At 59.5% G+C, this 23,585-nt stretch carries 19 protein-coding genes; 5 read left to right on the top strand and 14 right to left on the bottom strand.

Annotation, left to right across the window (positions count from 1 at the left end):
* Positions 1-163: 163 nt before the first annotated feature.
* The 3 genes from M2400_RS02505 (at position 164) to M2400_RS02495 (ending at position 1,976) form a co-directional block, all read left to right on the top strand.
* On the top strand, positions 164-331 hold the full coding sequence (locus M2400_RS02505; protein ID WP_003213373.1) for a rubredoxin: 168 nt from the start codon (positions 164-166) through the stop codon (positions 329-331).
* Positions 332-360: 29 nt separating this feature from the next.
* Positions 361-1,509 (top strand): NAD(P)/FAD-dependent oxidoreductase, encoded by a 1,149-nt coding sequence (locus tag M2400_RS02500; RefSeq protein WP_259195430.1) that lies wholly within the window; start codon positions 361-363, stop codon positions 1,507-1,509.
* Positions 1,510-1,700: 191 nt separating this feature from the next.
* On the top strand, positions 1,701-1,976 hold the full coding sequence (locus tag M2400_RS02495; protein WP_003213368.1) for an HU family DNA-binding protein: 276 nt from the start codon (positions 1,701-1,703) through the stop codon (positions 1,974-1,976).
* Positions 1,977-2,738: 762 nt separating this feature from the next.
* On the opposite strand, the gene M2400_RS02490 is transcribed toward M2400_RS02495, so the two are convergent.
* From M2400_RS02490 to tssA, 14 genes are all read right to left on the bottom strand, one after another.
* On the bottom strand, positions 2,739-3,302 hold the full coding sequence (locus M2400_RS02490; protein ID WP_177119963.1) for a hypothetical protein: 564 nt from the start codon (positions 3,300-3,302) through the stop codon (positions 2,739-2,741).
* 123 nt (positions 3,303-3,425) lie between these two features.
* On the bottom strand, positions 3,426-3,623 hold the full coding sequence (locus tag M2400_RS02485; RefSeq protein WP_177119964.1) for a hypothetical protein: 198 nt from the start codon (positions 3,621-3,623) through the stop codon (positions 3,426-3,428).
* A 130-nt stretch (positions 3,624-3,753) separates the two neighbouring features.
* Positions 3,754-4,515 carry a pentapeptide repeat-containing protein gene (locus M2400_RS02480; protein WP_259195432.1) on the bottom strand — a complete coding sequence of 254 codons (762 nt, stop codon included), beginning with the start codon at positions 4,513-4,515 and terminating at the stop codon, positions 3,754-3,756.
* Positions 4,512-8,894 (bottom strand): RHS repeat-associated core domain-containing protein, encoded by a 4,383-nt coding sequence (locus M2400_RS02475; protein ID WP_259195433.1) that lies wholly within the window; start codon positions 8,892-8,894, stop codon positions 4,512-4,514. The genes M2400_RS02480 and M2400_RS02475 overlap by 4 nt, the downstream gene beginning before the upstream one ends.
* Before the next feature lie 14 nt (positions 8,895-8,908).
* On the bottom strand, positions 8,909-9,343 hold the full coding sequence (locus M2400_RS02470; protein WP_259195435.1) for a DUF1795 domain-containing protein: 435 nt from the start codon (positions 9,341-9,343) through the stop codon (positions 8,909-8,911).
* Positions 9,344-9,358: 15 nt separating this feature from the next.
* The gene (locus M2400_RS02465) at positions 9,359-11,305 is read right to left on the bottom strand and encodes a type VI secretion system Vgr family protein (RefSeq protein ID WP_259195437.1); all 1,947 of its coding nucleotides are present in this window, start codon (positions 11,303-11,305) and stop codon (positions 9,359-9,361) included.
* A gap of 3 nt (positions 11,306-11,308) precedes the next feature.
* Entirely contained in the window at positions 11,309-13,972 is a 2,664-nt protein-coding gene (tssH, locus tag M2400_RS02460) for a type VI secretion system ATPase TssH (protein WP_259195439.1), read from the bottom strand.
* A complete protein-coding gene (tssG, locus tag M2400_RS02455) occupies positions 13,965-15,008 on the bottom strand; it encodes a type VI secretion system baseplate subunit TssG (RefSeq protein WP_259195440.1) in 1,044 nt (347 codons plus the stop codon). Before tssG ends, tssH begins: the two co-directional genes overlap by 8 nt.
* The gene (gene tssF / locus M2400_RS02450; RefSeq protein WP_177043693.1) at positions 14,972-16,831 is read right to left on the bottom strand and encodes a type VI secretion system baseplate subunit TssF; all 1,860 of its coding nucleotides are present in this window, start codon (positions 16,829-16,831) and stop codon (positions 14,972-14,974) included. Before tssF ends, tssG begins: the two co-directional genes overlap by 37 nt.
* Positions 16,828-17,343: a type VI secretion system baseplate subunit TssE gene (gene tssE, locus M2400_RS02445; protein WP_010168272.1), complete on the bottom strand. Its 516-nt coding sequence runs from the start codon at positions 17,341-17,343 to the stop codon at positions 16,828-16,830. The genes tssF and tssE overlap by 4 nt, the downstream gene beginning before the upstream one ends.
* A gap of 209 nt (positions 17,344-17,552) precedes the next feature.
* Positions 17,553-18,041, bottom strand: coding sequence for a type VI secretion system tube protein Hcp (locus M2400_RS02440; protein ID WP_003213345.1), 489 nt, complete (start codon positions 18,039-18,041; stop codon positions 17,553-17,555).
* Positions 18,042-18,215: 174 nt separating this feature from the next.
* Positions 18,216-19,712, bottom strand: a complete 1,497-nt coding sequence (tssC, locus tag M2400_RS02435; RefSeq protein WP_017476732.1) for a type VI secretion system contractile sheath large subunit — start codon at positions 19,710-19,712, stop codon at positions 18,216-18,218.
* A gap of 2 nt (positions 19,713-19,714) precedes the next feature.
* On the bottom strand, positions 19,715-20,221 hold the full coding sequence (gene tssB / locus M2400_RS02430) for a type VI secretion system contractile sheath small subunit (protein ID WP_010168268.1): 507 nt from the start codon (positions 20,219-20,221) through the stop codon (positions 19,715-19,717).
* A 54-nt stretch (positions 20,222-20,275) separates the two neighbouring features.
* A complete protein-coding gene (gene tssA, locus M2400_RS02425) occupies positions 20,276-21,295 on the bottom strand; it encodes a type VI secretion system protein TssA (protein ID WP_259195442.1) in 1,020 nt (339 codons plus the stop codon).
* A gap of 404 nt (positions 21,296-21,699) precedes the next feature.
* Between tssA and tagH the strand changes: the two genes are divergently transcribed.
* On the top strand, positions 21,700-23,022 hold the full coding sequence (gene tagH / locus M2400_RS02420; RefSeq protein ID WP_259195444.1) for a type VI secretion system-associated FHA domain protein TagH: 1,323 nt from the start codon (positions 21,700-21,702) through the stop codon (positions 23,020-23,022).
* 52 nt (positions 23,023-23,074) lie between these two features.
* A complete protein-coding gene (gene tssJ, locus M2400_RS02415) occupies positions 23,075-23,581 on the top strand; it encodes a type VI secretion system lipoprotein TssJ (protein WP_177043696.1) in 507 nt (168 codons plus the stop codon).
* The last annotated feature ends 4 nt before the right edge of the window (positions 23,582-23,585 follow it).

Below are 23,585 nucleotides of genomic sequence, written 5' to 3'. Positions count from 1 at the left end.
AGCTTACCATGGCGCCCTGGACTTTTGCCGGAGCGCGCCAGGCCCATGCGTCGATCATGCTTGCATCTGCGCCGGCTGATCAGTACAAAACGCCCTGAGCCGTGCGGCAAGGTTACATCTATCGACCGTCGGCCAACGCGCCTGGACCCTGAGGAAGCAAGTAATGAAGAAGTGGCAATGTGTCGTCTGTGGCCTGATCTACGACGAAAAAGACGGATGGCCGGATGACGGTATCGCTCCGGGCACCCTGTGGCAGGACGTTCCCGAAGACTGGCTGTGCCCGGACTGCGGTGTGGGCAAGATGGATTTCGAAATGATCGAAATCGGCTGAAACCAGAATTTAACTACAAGGAGAAAGGAATGAACGCACCTGTCGTGATCGTCGGCACGGGTTTGGCCGGTTATAACCTGGCTCGGGAGTTTCGCAAGCTCGATAGCGAGACCCCGCTGTTGCTGATCACTGCAGATGACGGGCGCTCCTACTCCAAGCCCATGCTCTCCACCGGCTTTGGCAAGAACAAGGAAGCCGACGGCCTGAGCATGGCCGAACCGGGCGCCATGGCCGAGCAACTGAAGGCCGAAGTGCGCACCCACACCCGCATCAGCGGCATCGACCCGGGCCACAAGCGCTTGTGGATCGGTGAGGAAGCGGTGGCCTATCGCGACCTGATCCTGGCCTGGGGCGCAGAAACCGTGCGGGTGCCGGTACAGGGCGACGCCGCCGAGCTGATTTTCCCGATCAACGACCTTGAAGACTACGCACGCTTTCGCGCGGCGGCGGCGGGTAAACGCCGGGTGCTGCTGCTGGGCGCCGGCCTGATCGGCTGCGAGTTCGCCAACGACCTGATCCTTGGCGGCTACGAGATCGACCTGGTGGCGCCGTGCGAGCAAGTCATGCCCACCCTGCTGCACCCGGCAGCGGCCGCAGCGGTGCAGGCCGGGCTGGAAGGCCTGGGAGCGCGTTTCCACCTGGGCCCGGTGCTCAATCGCCTGCAACGCAGCGCTGACGGCCTGGAAGCCCACCTGTCTGACGGTGAAGTAATCCAGTGCGACCTGGTGGTGTCTGCCATCGGCCTGCGCCCGCGGGTCGACCTGGCCGCCGCCGCCGGCTTGCAGACCAACCGCGGGATCATGGTCGACCGTCACCTCAAGACCTCCCACGCCAACATCTACGCCCTGGGCGACTGCGCCGAGGTCGATGGCCTGAACCTGCTGTACGTGATGCCGCTGATGAGCTGCGCCCGCGCGCTGGCCCAGACCCTGGCGGGCAACGCGACGGCCGTCAGCTACGGCCCGATGCCCGTCACGGTCAAAACCCCGATCTGCCCGCTGGTCGTCTCGCCACCGCCACGGGGCACCGAAGGCGTTTGGAGCGTCGAAGGGCAGGGCGCGGACATCAAGGCCCTGTGCCGCGACGCCAACGGGCGCCTGCTGGGTTATGCCCTGACTGGCACGGCCGTGATGGAAAAACTGGCCCTCAACAAAGAACTTCCGCCGTTGCTGGCGTAAATAGCGGTCGTTCTGTCGGATTAAGCATCATTTTGACCGTAGAAAGGTCGCCGTGAGACTGGCGCAGGCCCCGATGGCATGCCATCCTCACTCCCGTCTGCCGCAGAGTAGAGCCTGCGGCGCCTTGGGCGCTGCTCCGATAGAGAGCAGCACGGACATAACAACAAAAAACCGTCAAAGAGGCTTCACTTATGCGTAAACCAGAACTCGCAGCCGCTATTGCAGAAAAAGCAGACCTGACCAAAGAACAGGCCAACCGCGTACTCAACGCCGTACTTGAAGAAATCACCGGCGCGCTGCATCGCAAGGACAGCGTCACCCTGGTGGGCTTCGGCACCTTCCTGCAGCGCCACCGCGGCGCCCGCACCGGCAAAAACCCGCAAACCGGCGAGCCGGTGAAAATCAAGGCGAGCAACACCGTTGCGTTCAAGCCAGGCAAGTCGCTTAAAGACAGCGTCAATCCGTAAGTCATGTAGAACGCGCTACGCACATGCGAGTGTGAGCGCGGGATGAAAAATGGGCACGCCGACTGGGTCGGGTGCCCATTTTTTGTTGGGGGCTGGTACGTATGCCAGATTAAGCCAGTTCGCCTAAACGCGTTTTTAGAGCGTCGATTTGCTCTTCCACTGCCTTGATGACATCAGCACTGCCTCCCCACATATCAAGAAACCCCAGTCTTCATTGGGTGGGTCAATCATTTGGGTCAGTATTGAAATCGCGTGCTGGATCAGGGGCTTCAGTTCTGCCAAAGGCTCCGCTGGCCATATATAGGGGTTGCCTAGGGTTTGTAATAGATAACAGGCAGCCCTAAAGGCGTCATAACGTTCTTCAGTGGGATCAAACTGGTTAATTTCGTTGATCAGGACTGCGAAATTCTGTTGTTTCCAAAATTCTTGAAACCAGTCGGCGGCTTCATCGTTTTCTCAAGGATTGTAATTCCAGGCGCCCACTTTTTACTCCTCAGAAAATTTTCCGCCGGTGACGGGGAAGGATTTATTTAATTGATCTGATGATGATTGGTCTAAATAAATCTGCCAATTTTATAGTTCTCAGGCCTAGTGCTCACCCTATAAGTATTGCACTTTATAATACTATAGGGATGTACGAAATAATTTTGTCGGCGATGAACTCGGCAGTCTATCCATGTTGGAAAATATAGGTAAAGGGGACGGATTTATTTAATTTATCTGAAGGCCTTTTATCTAAATAAGGCTGTACCTTTATACCCATTAATTTTGAGGCGAAATAATTTTACTGATGTCGGCTCCTCTCAGTTTTAATGATTTTATCGCGCTTTTAATCTCAAGTGCGGTTTCGATACCGAGAATAATGGAGGGGCTCTTTTCCTTGCCGCTACCAAAGCCAATACTTGTGAAAAATATCCCGTACTCAAGCGGTTTGCCAGTTTCCTGATAGAAAATTGGGAGCGGCGCCACACAGTCAAAGTACTGGTGACAGGTACTGCAGAGGTTTTCCTGCTGTTGAGCACTGTAACTGATGCCATGTTTTGGCTGGATGAGAAAAATCTGTTTTTTTTCATTGATCAATGAGAAGTCAGTATCCAGCTTTAAACTTTCAATATATTCCTTGAATCGTAGTGACACGATGAGGCGCCGATCATACGTTGCGCCAATATCAGCTTTGTTAGTTGTTTTAAGCTCAGCAGGTAGGTAGCAGGGATCGATACAGCAACCGCATGTTTTACAAAATATATTTTCAGGTGCCCCCTCAAAAAAATAGGCATGATTATTTATGGCACTTAAGTCGTAGGCAATGGTTACGAATTTAGTCACTACTTCAACCTCGATATAAAGGGGCGGATTTATCTAATTTATCTGATAGCCTTTCTCTAAATAAATCTTTCCCCTTTGCTCTTTGCTTCACAGGCCTAGTACTCACCCTATAAGGATTGCACTTTATAATACTATAGGAACGTACGAAATAATTTTGTCAGCGATGAACTCAGCGGTCCATTCATGTTGGAAAATATAGTTGACAGCATCCGGATCTAAAACACTATTTACCAATAAGTCTATGTCCGCATCTACCTCTTCTTCAGTTCCTTCGTTGTGCTGAATTTTCAATATAAGCTTTATTAATTCGTGACGAGACATAGGCAACTCCTAAGAAGTGATTTTCTCTGCCTAGTACATCCAAATTGAGTTTATAGACGTAGGAGGGCAGATTGGTGTGCGGTAATTAAACGGCCACCCCCTCTTAATGTGTCTTTTCCCTGCGCCTTGCTTAAGCATCTTGAAGAAGTGAAATAAATCGTGAGGTGAATTCCCTACCCTCATAATCTTCAAGGTTTTCAATGTTGAAAACAGCGCCTCTTTGAGTTGTAAGCTTTAACAGTCGACGCTTCAATATTTTATTGATCTGACTTTCAGGTTCTGCAGATATGATAGTAAGTGCTTTTTTCGCACGGACCGCCACGTCTTCGAAGAAAATGTGTTTAGGGTCGATGGGTGGGATTATATTTTCCAGGTTGCAGTTTTCAAAGGTTACATAATCGAGTTTGCAAAGTTCAAAGTCGGCAGAAAGTGGGATGTTGGACTGTTCTGATATGAAATTAACTTCCTGAAGTTTTCCAGCGAATTTAATCGTGGATATGTTTTTTGCATTAAATGAATTGTCAATAATCTTGCACTGAGAGAATGTGCAGTTGAGGAAGGTGCAGTCCCTCAAGGACGCTTCTCGAAAGTCGCACTTCACAAATGTGCAGTTCTCAAATTTGCTATTGCTGAATCCTGATCCTTGAAAGTTTGTGTTTTTGAACGAGCAACGGGTCAAAGATGTTTTATTGAAGAATCGCGATCCGGAAAAGTCGGCTTTCTCAAAGTCGCAATCTTCCAAAATGCATTGATCAAAAATCGGATCGCAGAGTTTCGCGTCTTTTAATTTACAACCACTGATCAGCTCGTTTTCAAAACGCGTTTTTTTAGGTAAAACGAGTCCGTCCTGCGAAACGCTGGAAAGTACTTTTGATGAAATTTTGTCACTCACCATAATATTCCTTCATAACCATTGCCCCAGTCCCCATAACGCCGCTGATGCGTTCCTCTTTTCCAGTCAGCCTTCGTCGTGAGATCCCACCAGGTTTTAGTTTTAGTTTCATACACATCGGGTAGACGTTGCCCTGATTTTGACACCTCCAAATGCCCAAGTGACGGATCATTTTTCACTCTGATTTTGAAGTCTGCATCTATTCGCTGCCCTACATACCGACGATAGCGTGAGCGTGCTTGTCCGAGATCGCCTCTGTCATAGGCTCGTTTTACTGCTGCTCTTTGTTTTGGGGTCAAAGACCTTTGAGGGTTACTGTAAACGGCCTTTCTAGCGGCATTGGCGTGTGCCTGAAGCTTGCTAGTTGTTGCGCCGCAAGGTGCCCACCCCAACGGATCGATCCATCCCGAAGGGTTAGGAGAATACTGATAAAGGTTAAAACCTCCTGCCAGCCCGACAGGGTCAGGCGTTGTAAAACGGCCCACATCCGGATCATAAAACCGAAATATATTGAAATGCAGCCCCGTCTCCCGGTCCAGGTACTGTCCCTGAAACCTTAGATTCTGCTCTTCAAGGTAGTAAGGCTCGCGCACCTCCTCCGACGTATTGCCCCACACTTGGTAACTGGCCTGCCAGAGGGTGTGTCCATCGATCTCGGTCAACTGCTCAGGGAGCCCGTTCAGATCATTGTGGTAGTAGCGAATTTTTTGCAGCGACCCGGTACCGTCTATTCGGGCTAGAGGCTCGTAGCTTTCCCCATCATAAACATAAAGGCTGGTCTGGCTGTGTTTGTGTTCCTGCAATAGGCGTAAACCATCCCAGATAAAACGCGTCTGGCCCAGTAGATTGCCATTGTCGTCATGCTCTGTTTTTTCGACGCGTCGCCCCAGTGGGTCATAGCTTATCCTGACAACGCTGCCGCTCTCATTTCGCACTTCAACCAGGCGACTTTCAGCGTCGTAGGCAAAGCGCTGAAAACCCCGGACGCTACTGCGTTTTTCGATCATACGACCCAAGGCATCGTATCGATAACGCTTGTCCTGATAGGTGAGCAACCGGTTATGCCGTACAAGGCCCCCCTGATGCGGGCTATCCACCAGGTTGGCTGCGGCGTCATAGGCGTAGGTTTCGCTCCTTCCCACTTGGTGGCAGACAAGAATCCGGTCGGTACTGTCGTAACCCAAGTGCTCTTGACGATCATGAACACGGTCAACACGCCGACGCCCGATCAGGTTATCGCTGGGATCGTAGCTGTAGTCAGTTTCAACCAACGGCGGCAACTGCCACGGTTGATCAATACTGCGGCGCTGGAGCGAGCGAACCCTTCCACTGCGGTCATACGCGGTGTTCGTTCTGAGTTGGCCCTGAGTGCGCTGCACTTCGCGATGCAGACGATCACGCTCGAAGTCGCTGATGACCTTCCCATCGAGATTCAACTGATGCAGGTGACCGCTGCCGTAGTAGAGGCGGTTCAGCCATCGACCGTCGGGCAATTGGGTCTGAATCAGGTTCCCCAATTCGTCGTAGTGATGCTGCAAGGAGCCCGCTGTGCTTTGCTCCTGCAGCAGTTGCCCCAGCGCGTCGTAGCTGAAACCCAGTCGCTGCTGCTGACCGTCAAGCGCGGTGAACGTGACGCCGACCAGTTGGTCGTTCAGATCATGTTCATAAACGGTGGAACCGTCCGCTGTCACTTTGCTGACCAGACGTCCAACAGCATCTCGCTGAAACTGGTGCGACAACGGCGCTACCGGTTCGCCTTCCGTCCCCGGCAGGTAGTCCACGGCGACGACATCATCCAGCGGATCATAGGTGTAGCAGCGCCGACTCTGGTCGAGGTCTTGCTGCTGAACCATGCGGTCGCACGCATCCCACTCAAAGCGATAGCTTTCGCCGTTCTCATTGGTCAGCTTGCGCAGTCGCCCATAGGCGTCGTGATCGAACATGACTGTGCGGTTGTGCGCGTCCCAGCGTTGTTTGACCAGGCCACGCAGGTCATAGGCATAGCGCGTGGTGCTACCGGCCGGGTCGACATGGGCCGTGAGGTAACCGCTGGTACTGCGTTGGAACTGCTCCACGCGACCATCCGGGAGCTGGCATTCCAGCAATAACCCCTCGGGTCCGTACCGGTAGCGAACCGACTCACCTTCCGCATTGGTCTGCACCACCAGATTGCCGAAGGCGTCGTATTGATAACGGGTGGGATAACCCGAGCAATCCACCGCTTCGACCAGTTGGCTCCATTCGTTCCAATGCAGCGTTTTGGTTTTTTCGGTGGCATCGATAATGCGCACCGGCTGGCCGAACCCGTCATAGACGTAGCGTGTGCTGTTGCCCAGTGGGTCGACTTCCTCGATACAGTTGCCGCGCTGGTCGTAGCGATAATGCCAACTGTTGCCTGCCGGGTCGGTTTCCACCTGGGGCAATGCCCAATGTGCCAACCACTGTGTGCCGCTGGTTCTGGACAGTGGGTCGATCACCGCGCTCAGGTTGCCGGACTCATCGTAATTGAAGCGCCACTGGCCGTTTTGTGGATCAATCGCGCCGAGCAACAGGCGATCTTCGTTCCATTCGAATTGCCAGGTATGGCCCAGGTTGTCGACGTAGCGGGTGATCTGGTACTGAGGGTTCCAATGCCGGGTGCTGACACGCATCAGGCCGTCGGTCACCCGGGTAATGCCGGCGTCGAGATCGTAGTCGAAGCTGTATTCATCGCCTGCGTCTGTCCAGTGGCGACTCACGCGCCACTCCTCACCGTGGGGCCCGGACACTGCCGCCCATTGATAGAAGCAGCGCAGGCCACTCGGCAGCTGGTGTTCGACCATTCGCCGGCCATGGTCATAAGCAAAGCGTCGACGGGTTGTACCTTGCACGTCCAGGACTTCAGACAGGTCGCCGTTGCTGTCATAGCGGTAACTGACGAGCACATCGCTGCGCGCATCGAAATGTTCCTGGCGCAGGTAACGCCGTTCGATGTGGCTCACGCGCCGTGGGTGTTCGGCCGAGTAGTTCAGCTCGACGTGCATCAAGTCATGGGTGTCGCGCAGGCGATGCAGCCGGCCCTGAGTGTCGTAGTCGAGAAAGATCCGCCCTTCATTGCGATCACCCAGCAGCTGCAGACGCATCCGCGCGCTGTTCAGCGGGTCGGGCTCGAACAGTCGATACAGACCGTCGATGCTCTCGATCAATACCGCGCCGTCGGCACTGCGCCTGACCGCAAGGCCTTGGCCCGGGTCGAACGCTCCGCCAAACAACGGGATGTAGCCGATCTCCAGGCGGCGCCCTTGCTCATCGATGTAGAGCAGGTTTTCGTCTGCATCTACCTCGATCGACACTTCATACGCAACGCTCCAGCCCGCGCCAAAGAGGCCGTCCTGGCGTGTGTCGAGGCTGCTGTAGAAGCGCTGCCAATCTATCGGGAGCAAGCCCGGCAGCACGAAATCCAGCTCTTCATCCCCGCCGAGGATCTTGGCCCCAGTGGCACTGTGAACCGGATTGGGCGAACCATTCATGGCGCTCTTGAGCGCCGAAGTGACCTTGCTGGTTGCGTATGAGATGGCGCCACCCACCAGCAAACCACCGACCAGGCACGGCAGCTTGGTCCAGAAGCATTTCAGGTTGCCCCGCAACGCCATCACCACGGCAATTGCCAGGCCTACGCCCGGCGTTTTTCCGCTGCGAATTTCCTGCACCACGATGGTCCCGCCACCGATGCGCACATCCGGCGAGATCAGGCCCGGGGCTGTACCAATCTTGGCGTCGCACGTACTGCGATCGCCACTGCGCGCCGCAGGCTGGCCGTTGATGAACACCGAGCTGGACCCCTCGGCAATGAATTGCAGGGGCATGGGCGGGTGCTTGGTGCACGCCACGGTATCCAGCGGGCAAGGCTCGGTGCCGGGGGCAGGCGAGGCGACGGTCGGGCGCCACATTTGTGAGAAAAACTCCCCGGCCATGTCCAGGAAGCTGGGCGCCGGTGGCTCGCTGGGCGCGACCGGCACGGCCGTCATCTTGCCGGCGGCGCGGGCCGCCTTTTTGCCATTGATGAAGACGTCGTCCGAGCCGCTGGTGATAAAGGCGTCGATCACCGGCGGGAACACCCAGTTGGCGGCTGACTCGCACCAACTGGATATTTTCAGATCAGCCCCTGTTAGCCCCGCGGTAATGCCTACGACGGCACCCACGACCAACACCAGGGCAACGCCGCCGGTAGCGATAGTCGCACCGGTTGTTATGGCAACAGCCGCCGCTACCGCCAGGCAGCCCACAGTGGTGATCGCCGCATAGGCTGCCACTTCCAGTACACCGCCGAGAATATCGGCCATCACCGAGGTGTGCAGCAGTGCGTCGCCTTCGCGGGCAGCCCAGAGGTCTTCACTCATTGTTCAGACTCTGCTCAGGGGGTGACGGCAAAGTTGAGCGTGTTCTTGAGCGTTGCCCAATGTGCCGCCTCGGCAGGCCCCAGGGGCTGGGTCTTGACGTAGCTCAAGGCGATCAGGTTGCGTGTGCCGGGTATCTGCATTGCCAACTGATATTGGTAAATATTGTCGCTGCCCTTGTTGAAACGGTTCTGGACTTCAAAGGCGTCGATGTCCTGCGCCGGCCCCACCTTGATGGCTTGCGCTGGCGAATAACGAAGGTCTTTGACCTGCTGTTCGAGCTTTTTCAGCTGGCCCTCGAAGTTGTCTTGCAAGGTCTCGCCATCGGCCAACGGGCTGCGACTCACCACCAGCGTGGTGCCCAGCTTGGCGAATTTGAGAATGTTGATCGAGGTGTCCTGTACCTCAGCGTCGGGCAGGGTGAATTGGGCTTCGTTGATCAGGTAATTCATGGTGGATAAATCTCGTTATTGACCAGCGCCGGGCTTGCCGGGAAATTTTGATTCGACGGCGGACTTGATCGTGCTTTGCACGCCTTGGGCGCCGGGCACCGTGCCCTTGTCGCTGCCCAGGTTGATATCCAGTTTGCCCTTCGTCTGGATTTTGCTGCTGCCGGTGGAAAACAGATTGAACGAGCCACAGGTCAGGTTGATGTCGCCGCCAGCCTTGAGCTCGATGACGCTGTCACCGCATACCAGGCGAATACTGTCGCCGGCCTCGATGGTGTAGGTCGTGGCGGCGCTGTCGGACTTGGCACCGCCCACAATCACGGTGTCGTTGTTGCGCACAACCCGCAGGCGGTTACTACCAATCGTCACCGTCTCGTTATGCCCAATACTCTTATTCCGGTCATGCCCCACCGAATGACTTTCATCCACCTCCACCACGATGTCCTGATTCCGCTCGGCATGGATGTACAACTGCTCCAACCCCTTCTTGTCCTCCATGCGGATTTCATTGAAGTTGGCCGGTGTGCCGCCTTTGCTGGAGCGGCTTTTCATCCCGCTTTGGGTGGCGTTTTCCGGCAAGTCGTAAGGCACGGTCTGCTCGGCGTTGTACACCCTTCCGGTGATGATCGGCCGGTCCGGGTCGCCTTCCAGGAAGCTCACAATCACTTCCTGGCCGATCCGTGGAATCTGCATCGAGCCCCAGTTTTTCCCGGCCCAGGACTGTGACACGCGAATCCAGCACGAGCTGTTTTCGTTGGATTGGTCGTGGCGGTCCCAATAGAAATGCACCTTCACCCGGCCATATTGGTCGGTCCAGATTTCCTCGCCCTTGGGGCCCACCACCAGTGCGGTTTGCGGGCCTTTGACGATGGGCCGGTAGGTGTTGGCCAGCGGGCGGAAGCTCTGTTGTGCGTCGATGCAGGTGAGGGTGCTTTCGAACTGGGCCGAAGGCGCGGCGCCGCCGCTTTCGAGGCTCTCCTGGGAGATGTAGTAACGGGCGCCGACGATCAGGTATTCGCGGTTCTGGTCGCGGCGGCTGAAGCCGGTGAGGCTGAACAGGTGGCCGGAACCCAGGCCTCGCGCGTTGCCGCTGAACTCCACTTGTTCGTGCAGGGTTTGCAGGGCTTCGATGCGGGTGCGCGCGTAGTGTTCGCCGTCTTCGCTTTTGACGTAGGTGCCGGGGTAGTCGTACAGCGGGTAGTCGCCGGCGGTGTGCGGGCGCGGCATGGCCGAGCGCACGTCGATGCTGGCGCTGGGGCGCTGGAAGTCGTAGTCGTTGAGCTCAAGGGAACCGGGCTGTACTTCCTGCGCCAGGTGCCAGTTGTGCATATGGTCGCGCTCGCGCTGCTGCGCGTCCTTGGGGTAGTACGGCACCGAGGCGTAGCCAGGCACGTTGGCGTGGGCGCCGTAGGCGTCGGCCAGCACCAGCACATGGCGGTCCTGTTCGTGGCGGAAGAAGTAGTAGATGCCTTCCTGTTCCATCAGGCGGCTGACGAAATCGAAGCTGGTCTCGCGGTACTGCACGCAGTATTCCCACTCGCGGTACGGCCGGCTCAAGGCGTCCTCGAAGTCGGAAAACCCCAGGTCGCGGAACACCTGCTTGATGATCTGCGGGATGCTCAGGTTCTGGAAAATCCGGCAGTCGGAGGTGCGGCTCAGCAGCCACAACCATGGGCGCAGGGTCACCTGGTAACTGGCGAACTGGCCCTGGTCGATGTTCTGGCTGCAGCGCGCGACGATGCCATGAAAGTGCCGCTCGCCACCGTCCGCCAGTTGCAGGTTCAGGCTCATCGGCTTGCCCAGCAACTGGTTGAGGTCGATGTTGGCGTCCAGCGAGGTCAGCTGCAATTCGAAGTTGAACAGCCGACCCAACTCTTCGCCGCCGCCCATTTCATTGAGCAACAGCACATCCGGCCCCAGGGGGCTGGTGATCTTGGCCAGGCGTGACGATTGGTTGAATAGCATTGTTTACGCCGCGTCGCTGAAGTCGTAGTGCAATTCGTTATCCCGCGTGCTGATGCGCACGCCTGCCAGTGCCTTGCCTTCGAGCATGCGGGTGAGGAATTCGCGGCTCATGTCCGGCAGCAGGCTGTTGGTCAGGAGGGTGTCGATCATCCGCCCGCCGCTTTCGGTTTCGGTACAGCGGGACACGATCAGGTCGACCACGTCGTCGTCGTAGTTGAAGTCGACCTTGTGGGTGTTCTCCACGCGCTTTTTGATGCGGTTGAGTTGCAGGCGAGTGATCGCTTTCAGCATCTCGTCGCTCAGCGGGTAGTACGGGATGGTCACCAGGCGGCCGAGCAGCGCCGGCGGGAAAATCTCCAGCAGCGGCTGGCGCAGGGCCTTGGCGATTTCTTCCGGCTCGGGGATGTTCGCCGGGTCCTTGCAGACCCGGGAAATCAACTCGGTACCGGCGTTGGTGGTGAGCAGGATCAAGGTGTTCTTGAAGTCGATCACCCGGCCTTCGCCGTCTTCCATCACGCCTTTGTCGAACACCTGGAAGAAGATCTCGTGCACGTCCGGGTGGGCTTTTTCCACTTCGTCCAGCAGCACCACGCTGTAGGGTTTGCGCCGCACGGCTTCGGTCAGCACGCCGCCTTCGCCGTAGCCGATGTAGCCCGGTGGCGCACCCTTGAGGGTGGACACGGTGTGGGCTTCCTGGAACTCGCTCATGTTGATGGTGATCACGTTCTGCTCGCCGCCGTACATGGCTTCGGCCAGGGCCAGGGCGGTTTCGGTCTTGCCCACGCCGGAGGTGCCGGCGAGCATGAACACGCCAATCGGCTTGCTTGGGTTGTCGAGGCCGGCGCGGGAGGTCTGGATGCGCTTGGCGATCATCTGCAAGGCATGGTCCTGGCCGATGATGCGTTTCTTCAGGTGCTGGTCGAGGTTGAGCACCGTCTCCAGTTCGTTGCGGGCCATGCGGCCCACCGGGATGCCGGTCCAGTCGGCGACCACCGAGGCCACGGCCTGGTAATCCACGGTCGGCAGGATCAGCGGGGTTTCACCTTGCAGGGTGCTGAGGCGCTGTTGCAGGTCGACCAGTTGGGCGCGCAGTTCATCGTTGCCGCTGTCCACGACGCCGGCTTTTTCACGCAACGTGGCGCGGGTAGCGAGCAGCTCATCGACCAGGGTTTTTTCTGCGGCCCAGCGGGTTTCAAGGGTGGCCAGGCGCTCGCGTTCGGCGCTGAGCAGGGCTTCGCTGTTGGTCTGGCGCGTACCGATGGCGATGCCGATTGCATGCTCGCGGGCGATGATTTGCAGCTCGGTTTCCAGTGCCTCGATACGGCGCCGGCTGTCATCCACTTCCGCCGGCACCGCGTGCAGGCTGATGGCGACGCGGGCGCAGGCGGTGTCCAGCAGGCTCACGGATTTGTCCGGCAACTGGCGCGCCGGGATGTAGCGGTGGGACAGCTTCACCGAAGCTTCCAGCGCTTCATCGAGGATCTGCACCTGATGGTGCTTTTCCATGGTCGAGGCCACGCCGCGCATCATCAGCAGCGCCTTGTCTTCCGAGGGCTCGGCCACTTGCACCACCTGGAAACGGCGAGTCAGGGCCGGGTCTTTTTCGATGTGCTTCTTGTACTCGGCCCAGGTAGTGGCGGCCACGGTACGCAAGGTGCCGCGAGCCAGTGCAGGCTTGAGCAGGTTGGCCGCGTCACCGGTACCGGCGGCGCCACCGGCACCCACCAGGGTGTGGGCTTCGTCGATAAACAGGATGATCGGTTTCGGCGAAGCCTGGACGTCTTCGATGACCTGGCGCAGGCGCTGCTCGAACTCGCCTTTCATGCTCGCGCCGGCTTGCAGCAGGCCCACATCGAGGCTGCGCAGTTCCACGTCTTTCAGTGCCGGCGGCACGTCGCCGGCGACGATGCGCAGGGCGAAGCCTTCCACCACAGCGGTCTTGCCGACGCCGGCTTCACCGGTGAGGATCGGGTTGTTCTGGCGCCGACGCATCAGGATATCCACCAGCTGGCGGATCTCTTCATCGCGCCCCACGATCGGGTCCAGCTTGCCGCTGCGGGCCTGCTCGGTCAGGTCGACGGTGAAGCGCTTGAGGGCTTCCTGCTTGCCCATCGCGCTCGGCGCCATGGCACCGCTGGCTTCGCCGGGTACGGCCCCGGCGTTGAAGCCGTCGCTGGCGCTCAGGGCGTTTTCCGGCGAATCACCGACGTATTCATCAAAGCGTTCGCTCAGTGCTTCGGCCTTGATCTTGTCGAACTCACCGGACAAGCCCAACAGCGCATGGCGCAGGCTTGGCGTCTTGAGAATCCCCAGCACCAGGTAACCGGTGCGCACCTGGCTTTCGCCAAACATCAGGCTGCCGTAGACCCAGCCACGCTCCACGGCTTCTTCCACATGGGACGACAGGTCGGTGATCGACGTCGAACCACGGGGCAGGCGGTCCAGGGCCTCGGTCAGGTCACGAGCCAGCCGCGCCGGCTCGACATTGAACTGGCGGATGATGCGGTGCAGGTCCGAGTCCTGCAGTTGCAGCAACTGGTGGAACCAGTGGGCCAGTTCCACATACGGGTTGCCCCGCAGTTTGCAGAACACGGTGGCGGCTTCGATGGCCTTGTAGGCCACGCTGTTGAGTTTGCCGAACAGTGCGGCGCGACTGATTTCACCCATGCTCTGGATTCCTTGAGGTGTTGGCGTGTTCGGCGTAATGCCGGGCCAGGATTAGGTCGTTGGCGTCGTGCCCGGGTTGGCCGAGCCAGGTGTTGAAGCCCAGGCGGAACTGGCCGTTGAGTTGCAGGGCCGGTACTTCCGGTTGTTGCAGGATCAGGTTCAGGTCCCAGTCCAGTTCATGGCCCAGGTACTCGGCGACCCACGCCACCAGCTCGTTGAACGGCTGGCTGCCGGGCAGCATGCCCATGTAGTCATCGAGCTTCAGCGGGCCGAGACGAATGCGGAATTTATGCTGGCGGTCCCACACGTGGCTGCCCAGGCAAAAGTCCACGCCCAGCTGGTTGGCACTGACACTCACGCGGCTGCGCTCGGGCAGTTCCAGCCATTGGCCGACGTATTCTTCGATCTCCACCGGCAGCCCGAAGTACTCGCCGAGAATCGCCTTCAGGCCGTCCGGGTAGCGGGTTTGCGCCGACAGGTGGCCGCTGTAGTGCAGCTTTGCCGTGTCGGGGATCAGGCCCTGGTTGAGCAGGCTCGGGGTGCCTCGACCGCTCAAGGCGGCCAGGCGCGCCGACCAGTAGTCATCGTCCGGGCGGTCGTGGCTGACCGTGGGCCGCGCCTCCGCCCAGGCCCGGTAGAACAGGGTCAGCAGACGGTGGTGGAACACATCCAGGAAGCGCTTGCTGGTGCTGTCGGCATTGTTGCGCTGACGCTCGCGCACGTATTCGGTGATGTGCAGCGGCAGCGGGCCGTTGGGGCCGCCGAGGCCAAAAAAGAACTGCTCCAGCCGTGCCGGATTGCCATCCGCACCGGGCTCGACCGAGGCGAGTGTGGCCGGCGCAAAGGTGCAATCGGCCTGCTGCCCGAGGCGCAACGGATCATCCGCCAGGCGCAGGGAATGCCCCAGGCGTGGCAGCTCCGGCGATTCGCACTCGATACGACGCAGCGCCTGGAAGAAGTCATATTCCCAGGGCTCCTGATGCATCGCATCCAGGGTGGTCACAGGGTCGGACGACGTCCGGGCTTGGCTTTCCATCGCATGATCTCGCCGCGTTCGGTGGTACGGATCACCGTCTCGGTAAAACTGTTGATCGACACGTAGCGTGCCAGGAACCGTTCAAACACCGCACCGAGCAGGAACACGCCGGTGCCGCGGAACGCGTTTTCATCAAATTCCAGGGTGATCTCCAATCCCCGGCCAAACACGATCGGGCCGGGCATCGGCAGGCGGCGGGTCACCGCCTTGCTGCTGACCTCGCGCAGGCCCTCGATCTGCAGTTGCAGGGCGGCGTCGTTGCTGTCGCCATACAGGCGCAGCAGCTCGCGCAGTGCGGCGGCGCCCTGGCCTTGTTCGCTCAGCGACAGGTAGTTCAACGACAACTGGCTGATCAGGCGCCAGGCCTTGGCATCATGGGCATGGCTGGCGCGCGGGCGGCTTGGCCCGGCGACGCAGCGCACCGCCAGCACCGGGGCACTGTCGGCCAGTGTGAAGTCGGTTTTGCCATTGCCCACGCTCATGAACAACGGCAAGTCGCGGTTGGTGCACAGGGCGGTGACGCCCAGTTGGCGCAGGTCATGACGGTACGGCGCTTGCTGGCTGTCCACCAGGCTGACGAAGGTTTCGCTGCCCACGTAGGTGGAGCGCGGCCCGTTGCGGCGTTGGTCGCTCGACAACACGCGGGGTTCGCGACGCACCGTGTAGTAAGCCTGGTCACGACCGTAGCGCGACGGATCGCGCACGGCGTAGAACGGCAAAAAAGGCTGCTCCGGCCCGGTGCCGTGGCCCGTGATACCGCTCAGGGAGTGAATCTCGAAATCCATCGGCCGGGTGCGGTCGGCGATCACGTGGTGTTCGTTGACCCGCTCGGACAAGTGAATCCGATCCACGCGCTTGGGAAACAGGTTGATCGCCGGGGTGCAGAACGGCACGAATTGCGCCTTGCCGACGCTGCCTTCCAGGCTCGGATCGTGACGGTCGAACAGCACGATCAGCTCCAGCTCCTGGCCGTCACAGCGTTTGACTGCGCGGCTCAGCTCAGCGAACTCCACGAACAGGAATCGGTGGGGCAGGGCGAAGTATTCCTGGAGCAAGCGATAGCCCTGGAAGGCGCGGGGCACCACCGGCATCGCAGCATCGGCGTCGTCAAAACCCCGGGAACGCAATGCGTCCGGCGGCAGGCGCTCGACCCAGTCGCCACCAGGTTTGCGTGCAAACACCGCGCAGGCATTGCCCAGCAATTGTTCGTAGAGGCGGAACGGTTGCTCGTCGGCACCGCTGAGGTATAGCGGCAAGTTATCCAGAGCGAGGCTGTTGAACGGCAGTTCGGCGCCGGTTCGCAGGGTCAGGCGCAGGCCGGCCTTGGCCTTGGGCTCACTGGCGGCCAGGCGTCCCAGCACCGCGGACGGGTTGCCGAAATACTCGGCCTGGGCGACCTGCAACGGCCACAGCGTCACCGGGTGAGCGGTGCGGTACTCGCAGCAGGTCTGGGTTTCGCGGCCCAATGCGGCGCGCAATACGGTGTCGCGGGGCAGCGGAAAACCGCTGGCCAGGGAACCTTCATCGGGATCGGCCTGCAACTGCACCACGGTCATCGACGGGGTCGGCGCCAGGTAGTGCGGGTAGGCGATCTCCAGCAGGTTATTGGTGAAGGTCGGGTACTCGGCGTCGAGCTTGAGCTGGACCCGGGCCGTGAGATAGGCAAAGCCTTCGAGCAAGCGTTCGACGTACGGGTCGGCGCAGTCCATGCCGGACAGGGTCAGCCGACTGGCGATCTTCGGGTATTCCTTGGCGAACTCTGCGGCGCTTTCGCGCACGTGGTGCAGTTCCTGGTTGTACAGCTCCAGCAGGCGCGGGTTCATGGGCGTCTCCGCTGGTCGGCGTTCACCACACGCACATGGCCGGACTCCAGGTCCAGGTCGGTTTGCAGCAACAGGCGCAACGGCACCGGCTGCGCCCACAGGTCGCCCTCGATCTCGAAGCTCAAGGCGTTATGGTTCATCTCGCCATGGCCGACGCGTGCCTTGACCCGCAGGGTATGGCGCAGGATACGTGGCTCGAAGGTCGCGATAGCCTGTTGGATCAAGGCCTCCAGGGCACTCACGTCGACACTGGAGACACTGTTGCCCGCCAGCGCCGGCAGCCCGTAATTGACCACCGAGGTACCGGCCGGCGTGTGCAGCGTGGCATCGGCGTTGAGCAGTGAGGTGGTGTTGAGCAGCCACGTCAGGTCACGCAACACCGAGGCTTTCAATTGGCTCAGGGACAGCACGCGTTTGTCGGCGCTTTCCTTGGGATTGGTCGGGTCATCGTCGGTCAACCGGTCCAGCAGGGACGGTTGCAGACGATCGCGGGAAGCAATTTCAGTTACCACCAAAGCAGCTCCACGGACTGGTTGCGAGAGGAACAAAGTACCGACCCGTAGCAGCTGTCGAGCGAAGCGAGGCTGCGTTCGGCTGCGAAGCAGTCGTAAAACGGACACCGGGACTTATCAGTCAATTATCGGTGGCCGGATTGCGAGGACTTCGTCCTCGAACGCAGCCTCGCTCCGCTCGTCAGCGGCTACGGGGCGAGGGTTACAGATCAGCGTTTGGTGTTGGAGCGGATGTTCCAGCCAAACTTGATCGCGCCACCGTCTTTGGTGCCGTCGGCTTTCTGTGGCTGGTAGTCCACCATCACCTGGGCAAAGTTCAGGGTGACGTTTTCGGTCAGGCGATCATCGCTGCCCGAGCCGCCGGTGCTCAGGGAGGTCACCAGCACTTCTTCCAGGTTGATGATCATGTATTCGACCTGGCTTTCACCGCCGGCCTTGCGCACGGTCAGGGTGACCTTGTCGATGTGCTTGCCGCTGGCGCAGTGCATCATCAGGTTCGGCGAGGCCTTGTCGACGTACTTGGTCAGCGACAGGTCCTGGATGTTCACCTTGCCCGCGCCGCCGCCACCGCCCACGTGCATGTTGCCGGACTGGGCCATGCCCCAGCTCCAGTTCAATACGTCGATTTCGTCCTTGTGGGCCTTGTCCATGGACTCGCCCTTGATGTCGCCGATCTTGATGAAAATATCAACAGCCATGTTTTCTCCCTGTGTGGTCTCAGCCACGATATTTGGTTAACCCAAGGGCGGTGCTTTTCTGTGGGAACCGGGCTTGCCCGCGATGGCATCACTGCGGTCTGACTGACAGACCGCGTCGCCTGCATCGCGGGCAAGCCCGGCTCCCACAAAAAGCCCGGTCCCGGCGGATCTTTATTACGCGCCTTTCGCCGAAGGCAGTTTCGATACCAGACGCAGCGACACGGTCAGCCCTTCGAGCTGGTAGTGCGGGCGCAGGTAGAACCTGGAGTTGTAGTAACCCGGGTTGCCTTCAACGTCTTCCACGATCACTTCGGCGGCCGCCAATGGATGCTGGGCCTTGGTGGTTTCGGTGGAGTGCGCCGGGTCACCGTCGACGTAGTTGAGGATCCAGTCCTGCAACCAACGCTGCATCTCGTCCTTCTCTTTGAAGGAGCCGATCTTGTCGCGCACGATGCACTTCAAGTAGTGGGCGAAACGGCAGGTGGCGAACAGGTACGGCAGGCGTGCGGCCAGGTTGGCGTTGGCGGTGGCGTCCGGGTCATCGTATTCGGCCGGTTTCTGCAACGACTGGGCGCCGATGAAGGCGGCAAAGTCGGTGTTTTTCTTGTGCAGCAGCGGCATGAAACCGTTCTTCGCCAGTTCCGCTTCACGGCGGTCGCTGATGGCGATTTCGGTCGGGCACTTCATGTCCACGCCGCCGTCATCGGTCGGGAAGGTGTGGGCCGGCAGGTTCTCGACTTCACCGCCCGACTCCACGCCACGGATGCGCGAGCACCAGCCGAAGTGTTTGAACGAACGGTTGATGTTCACCGCCATCGCGTACGCCGCGTTGGCCCAGGTGTACTTGGAGCTGTCAGCACCGTCGGTGTTTTCTTCGAAGGCGAAGGCTTCCACCGGGTCGGTCTTGGCGCCATACGGCAGGCGCGCCAGGAAGCGTGGCATGGTCAGGCCGATGTAGCGCGAGTCTTCCGATTCACGCAGGGAGCGCCAGCCGGCGTATTCCGGGGTGGTGAAGATCTTGGTCAGGTCGCGCGGGTTCGACAGTTCCTGCCACGAGCCCATGCCCATTACGGTCGGCGAGGCAGCGGCAATGAACGGCGCGTGCATCGCAGCGCAGACTTTCGACAGCTCGCCCAGCAGTTCCACGTCGGGAGGCGACTGGTCGAAGTAGTAATCGCCTACAAGGCAACCGTAAGGTTCGCCGCCGAACTGGCCGTATTCTTCTTCGTACATCTTCTTGAAGATCGGGCTCTGGTCCCACGCGGTGCCCTTGAATTTCTTCAGGGTCTTGTGCAGGTCCGGCTTGGAGATATTGAGCACGCGAATCTTCAGTTGCTCATCGCTCTCGGTGTTGTTCACCAGGTAGTGCAGGCCACGCCAGGCGCTTTCCAGCTGCTGGAAATCCTGGTGATGGATGATCTGGTTGACCTGGGCGGTGAGCTTGGCGTCGATGGCGGCGATGATCGATTCAATCGACTTGATCGCGTCGTTGGACACCAGGTCCGTCTGGGCCAGTGCCTGCTCGGCCAGGGTGCGTACTGCCGTTTCGACGGCTTCGCGGGCGCGCTCGGTCTTGGGTTTGAATTCTTGCAGCAGCAGCGACGCGAACTCGCTGGTTTCTTCGGTGGCGCCCAGGTTCTGGGCGCCTTCGCGTGCGGTATTCTCGGTCATGATTACTGATCCCCTGCCGGCTTCGGCGCGCTCGCAAGGGCCTGCAGCAATGCCGGGTCCTTGATCGCTTTCATGATGATTTCTTCAGCGCCGGTCTTGCCGTCCATGTAGGTCAGCAGGTTGGCCAGTTGCGTGCGGGCTTCGAGCAGCTTGTTCAGCGAATCGACCTTGCGCGCCACGGCGGCGGGGCTGAAGTCGTCCATGCTTTCGAAGGTGATGTCCAGGCTCAGGTTGCCTTCGCCGGTCAGCTCGTTGGGCACGTGGAACGCGACGCGTGGCTGCATGGCCTTGAGGCGCGAGTCGAAGTTGTCGACGTCCACTTCAAGGAACTTGCGGTCGGCCACAGGCGCCAGAGGTTCGGCGGGCTTGCCGGCGAGATCGGCCATCACACCCATGACGAAGGGCAACTGGACCTTTTTCTCGGCGCCGTAGAGCTCGACGTCGTACTCGATCTGCACTCGAGGCGCACGGTTGCGCGCGATGAATTTCTGAGAACTTTGCTTCGCCACGTTGCTGCTCCTGGTCGCTTGAGCGACGGTGTTGTAACTGCGCGATCCGTACGCTTACTCGCTGTCCGGCCCACGCAGATTTTCAAATTGGGACATGCCGTCCGGAATCAGGTTGCGCACGATGGCCGCAAAGTCGGCGTGCACCAGATTCTTCGCCCGGTTCAACAGCACCGGCAGCGGGCTCGAAGGCTCGTGCCGGGTGTAGTACGCAAGGATTTTGTCGAGGCTGCGCAGCACTTCGTCGCGGTTGGCGATGTCGCCGCTGGGGCGTGCTGCAACGGGCGCGGCGGCGTATTCAACCGAGGGGGCATTGTCGTCACTGACAACCTCGGGCTCGCTGGCGGCGCCACTGTGTGGGGCATATTGGTTGAGTATCTGCACGGCCTGCTTGAGCAGTTGCTTCAAGGGGCCGAGGTCTACGCCCTGGGCGGAACCGACCTGGTCGCTGACGTATTGTTCGATGGCTTCGCAGGCCGTACGGGCGGCGTTCAGCGCGTCGCGGGTGGCTTGCAGTTGCTCGGCGTCGCTGTCGAGGAATGCGCCGTTGAGCTGTTCGGCACCGAGGTTTTCGCCGGGGAAAGGTTGCAGCCCGCTGGCATTCAGCGCAGCCCGCAGGCTGACGGGGCCGAAGGTGCGCGAGCGGGTGAGAATGGCTTCGCGCAGCAGGCGGATGTTCGCGTCGCTGGTCACGCCGCTGAGGGCGTTGATGCGCACGGTGGGGTCGTTGTCGTCATCGGCATCCAGGCGCGGATGCAGGTCGGCCCAGTACTCGCGCAGCAGCGCGTTGATCAGCGTGAGCACGTCGGCAAGCCCCGCAATACCCTGGAGGGCGAGGGCGCTTTGCAACAGGAAATGGGTGATGCGCAGGTCTTTGCTGCGTTGCAGGAGGTCGAGGCTTTGCTGCTGGATGCTGCGCCATTCCGGAGGTTCGGCAGGCAGGATCGAGTCGCCCATGCTGCGCTCGGGTTGACCCTGTGCGGCACGCTCAAGATGCAAATAATCGGCGTCATATTCCAAGTCTTCGCCACAAGGCGAAGTCGCGGAAACGGCGGCGAGCAGCAGAGGCACATCCACTAAATTCGATCTCCCTATCAGCCCGTTAGATGACGGGCAACTCATGCATTAGTTGCGCGAGGAACTTTGCATGTTTTCTTGGTCATATTAAGCGCTTTGACATCGTGCTGATTTCAAAGTGCCATCATTGGTGTTCAAGAAGTTGTGCATTTTTGGTGTAGTACTTATGCCTTGTCAAGGTAAGCTATTCGCCCTCTATGACAGATGTGCGGTGCTTAACATCTTGTGCGACTGATCAGTCGAAGCAGGTGCCGGGGCAGGATTTTTGTCATAGAGGCCGGTTAAGATCAGCAATTACGCGGGTTGAAGCAGGCTTTCAAGGTATTGGAAGGATCTGTCGTGGATCTCTCGGGAGCACTTCTCCCCAGAGATGGCCGCGCGCGAAGTATCAGCAAGGAGGCAAGATGTCGCTGTGCTTGACTATCACTAGTTATCACAAGATTACCCCTGGCCAGTGCCCTGAAAAGTCCATGGAACAGGGAGTGATGGCTATTGGCCGCGGTTCCGAAAATGACTGGATACTGCCTGATCCCGAGCGCCTGGTTTCCACGCAACATTGCGTTATTCAGTACAAAGATGGCCGTTACTATTTAACCGATAACAGCACTAATGGTGTTGAGTTAGTGCATGCCGGTATTCGTTTGCGCCGGGGAAACAGCGAGCCATTACACGACGGCGAACTGATCCGCATCGGTGATTACGAGATCCAGGCGCGCATCGATTTCAACCTGAAAGTGACAGACAACCCGGCGTTCGCCGGCGACTCCTCCAACAGCTTCGAAGCCCTGATGGGCGCCGCCGTGAAGGCCCCGACGCCGCAACCGGTGATCGCGCCGCAGTTCCAGGGCGCCTCGTCGATGGACACCCTGCCGGACCTGTTCGACTTCCTCGCGCCCACCAGCGTCCCGCCGGCTACCGTGCACGATCACGTGCCGGCCGAACAACACGACTTCCGCCCGCCGACGCCGCAGCCTGTGGTTGAGCCACCGGCGCCGGTGGTCTCCGGCTCGGTGATTCCTGAAGACTGGGATCTGTTCGGCGACGCCCCAGCGCCCAAGCCGCTTGCGCCGCCACCAGCGCCACCACCGATCATCGAGCCACCCAAGGTCGAGCAACCGCTCCCGGTGGCCGACGCCAATCAACCAGACTTATTGCAAGCCTTCCTGCGCGGTGCGGGCCTTGATCAATTGCGCCTGGACAAGGCCCAGGCTGAAGCGCAGATGGAAAGCATCGGCCGCAGCTACCGGCTGATGGTCGAAGGCCTGATTGACGTGTTGCGTGCCCGCGCCAGCCTCAAGGGCGAGTTCCGCATGCAGCAGACGGTGATTCAACCGGTGGAAAACAACCCGTTGAAATTCGCCCCGAATGCCGATGAAGCGCTACTGCTGCTGCTACGCCACAGCAACCAGGCGTTTATGGCGCCGGACTTGGCCGTGCGCGACAGTTTCGACGATTTGCGTGCTCACCAACTGGCCGTCATGGCCGGGGTCGAGGCCGCCATCAAACACCTGCTGACACGCTTCGAACCGGCGCAGCTCGAAGAGCGCATGGGCAAGCCCGGCGGGCTGTCGAGCCTCTTTAACGGTTCGCGCCAGGCCCAGTACTGGCAACAGTTCACCGAGCTCTACAGCAATATTTCCCGCGAAGCCCAGGAAGATTTCCAGGACCTGTTCGGGCGTGAATTCAGCCGTGCCTACGAAGAGCACAGCACCCGACAGCGACGTTGACAACGCGGTACATGGAACAACGGATAGCTAAGTACGTCATTGAGGACGCAGGATGATTCCCAGGTTTTTACTCGCAGCCGCTACAGCGTTTCTGCTGACGGCGTGTGCCAAGGACGCAGCCAAACCCGAGGCCCCCGAGGCTGAGGCCGACACCGCCGCCGTCGAGCTGCATTTTCACGCCATCTCCGGGCTCAACCCCGGTTCCAATGGCCAGGCAGCCCCGGTGCGGGTGCGGATTTTCGAACTGAAAAACGCCGCCACCTTCAGCCGTTCCGACTACTTCGCCCTGGCCGATCGCGCCCAGTCGACCCTCGGCCTCGACCTGCTCGACCAGGACGAAGTGGTGATCCAGCCCGGCCAGCAATTGAGCGTCCAGCGCGACCTCGACCCGTCCACCCGCCAGATCGGCCTGCTGGTGGGCTATCGCGAACTGGACCGCGCCGAGTGGCGCACCGTACTGAATGTGCCGGCGCGTCAGTACACCGAATACCAGATCAGCCTCGATGTGCATGCGGTGCGTGCCGACGTCGTGGCTCCCCCCTCCAGCCCTGCCCAATAAGAAT

Origin of the sequence: Pseudomonas sp. BIGb0558 (assembly GCF_024807515.1) — a bacterium.
GTDB classification, from domain to species: Bacteria; Pseudomonadota; Gammaproteobacteria; order Pseudomonadales; family Pseudomonadaceae; genus Aquipseudomonas; species Aquipseudomonas yamanorum_A.
Note: the sequence above shows the minus strand (reverse complement) of the source record. Positions and strands in the feature narration are given on the sequence as shown.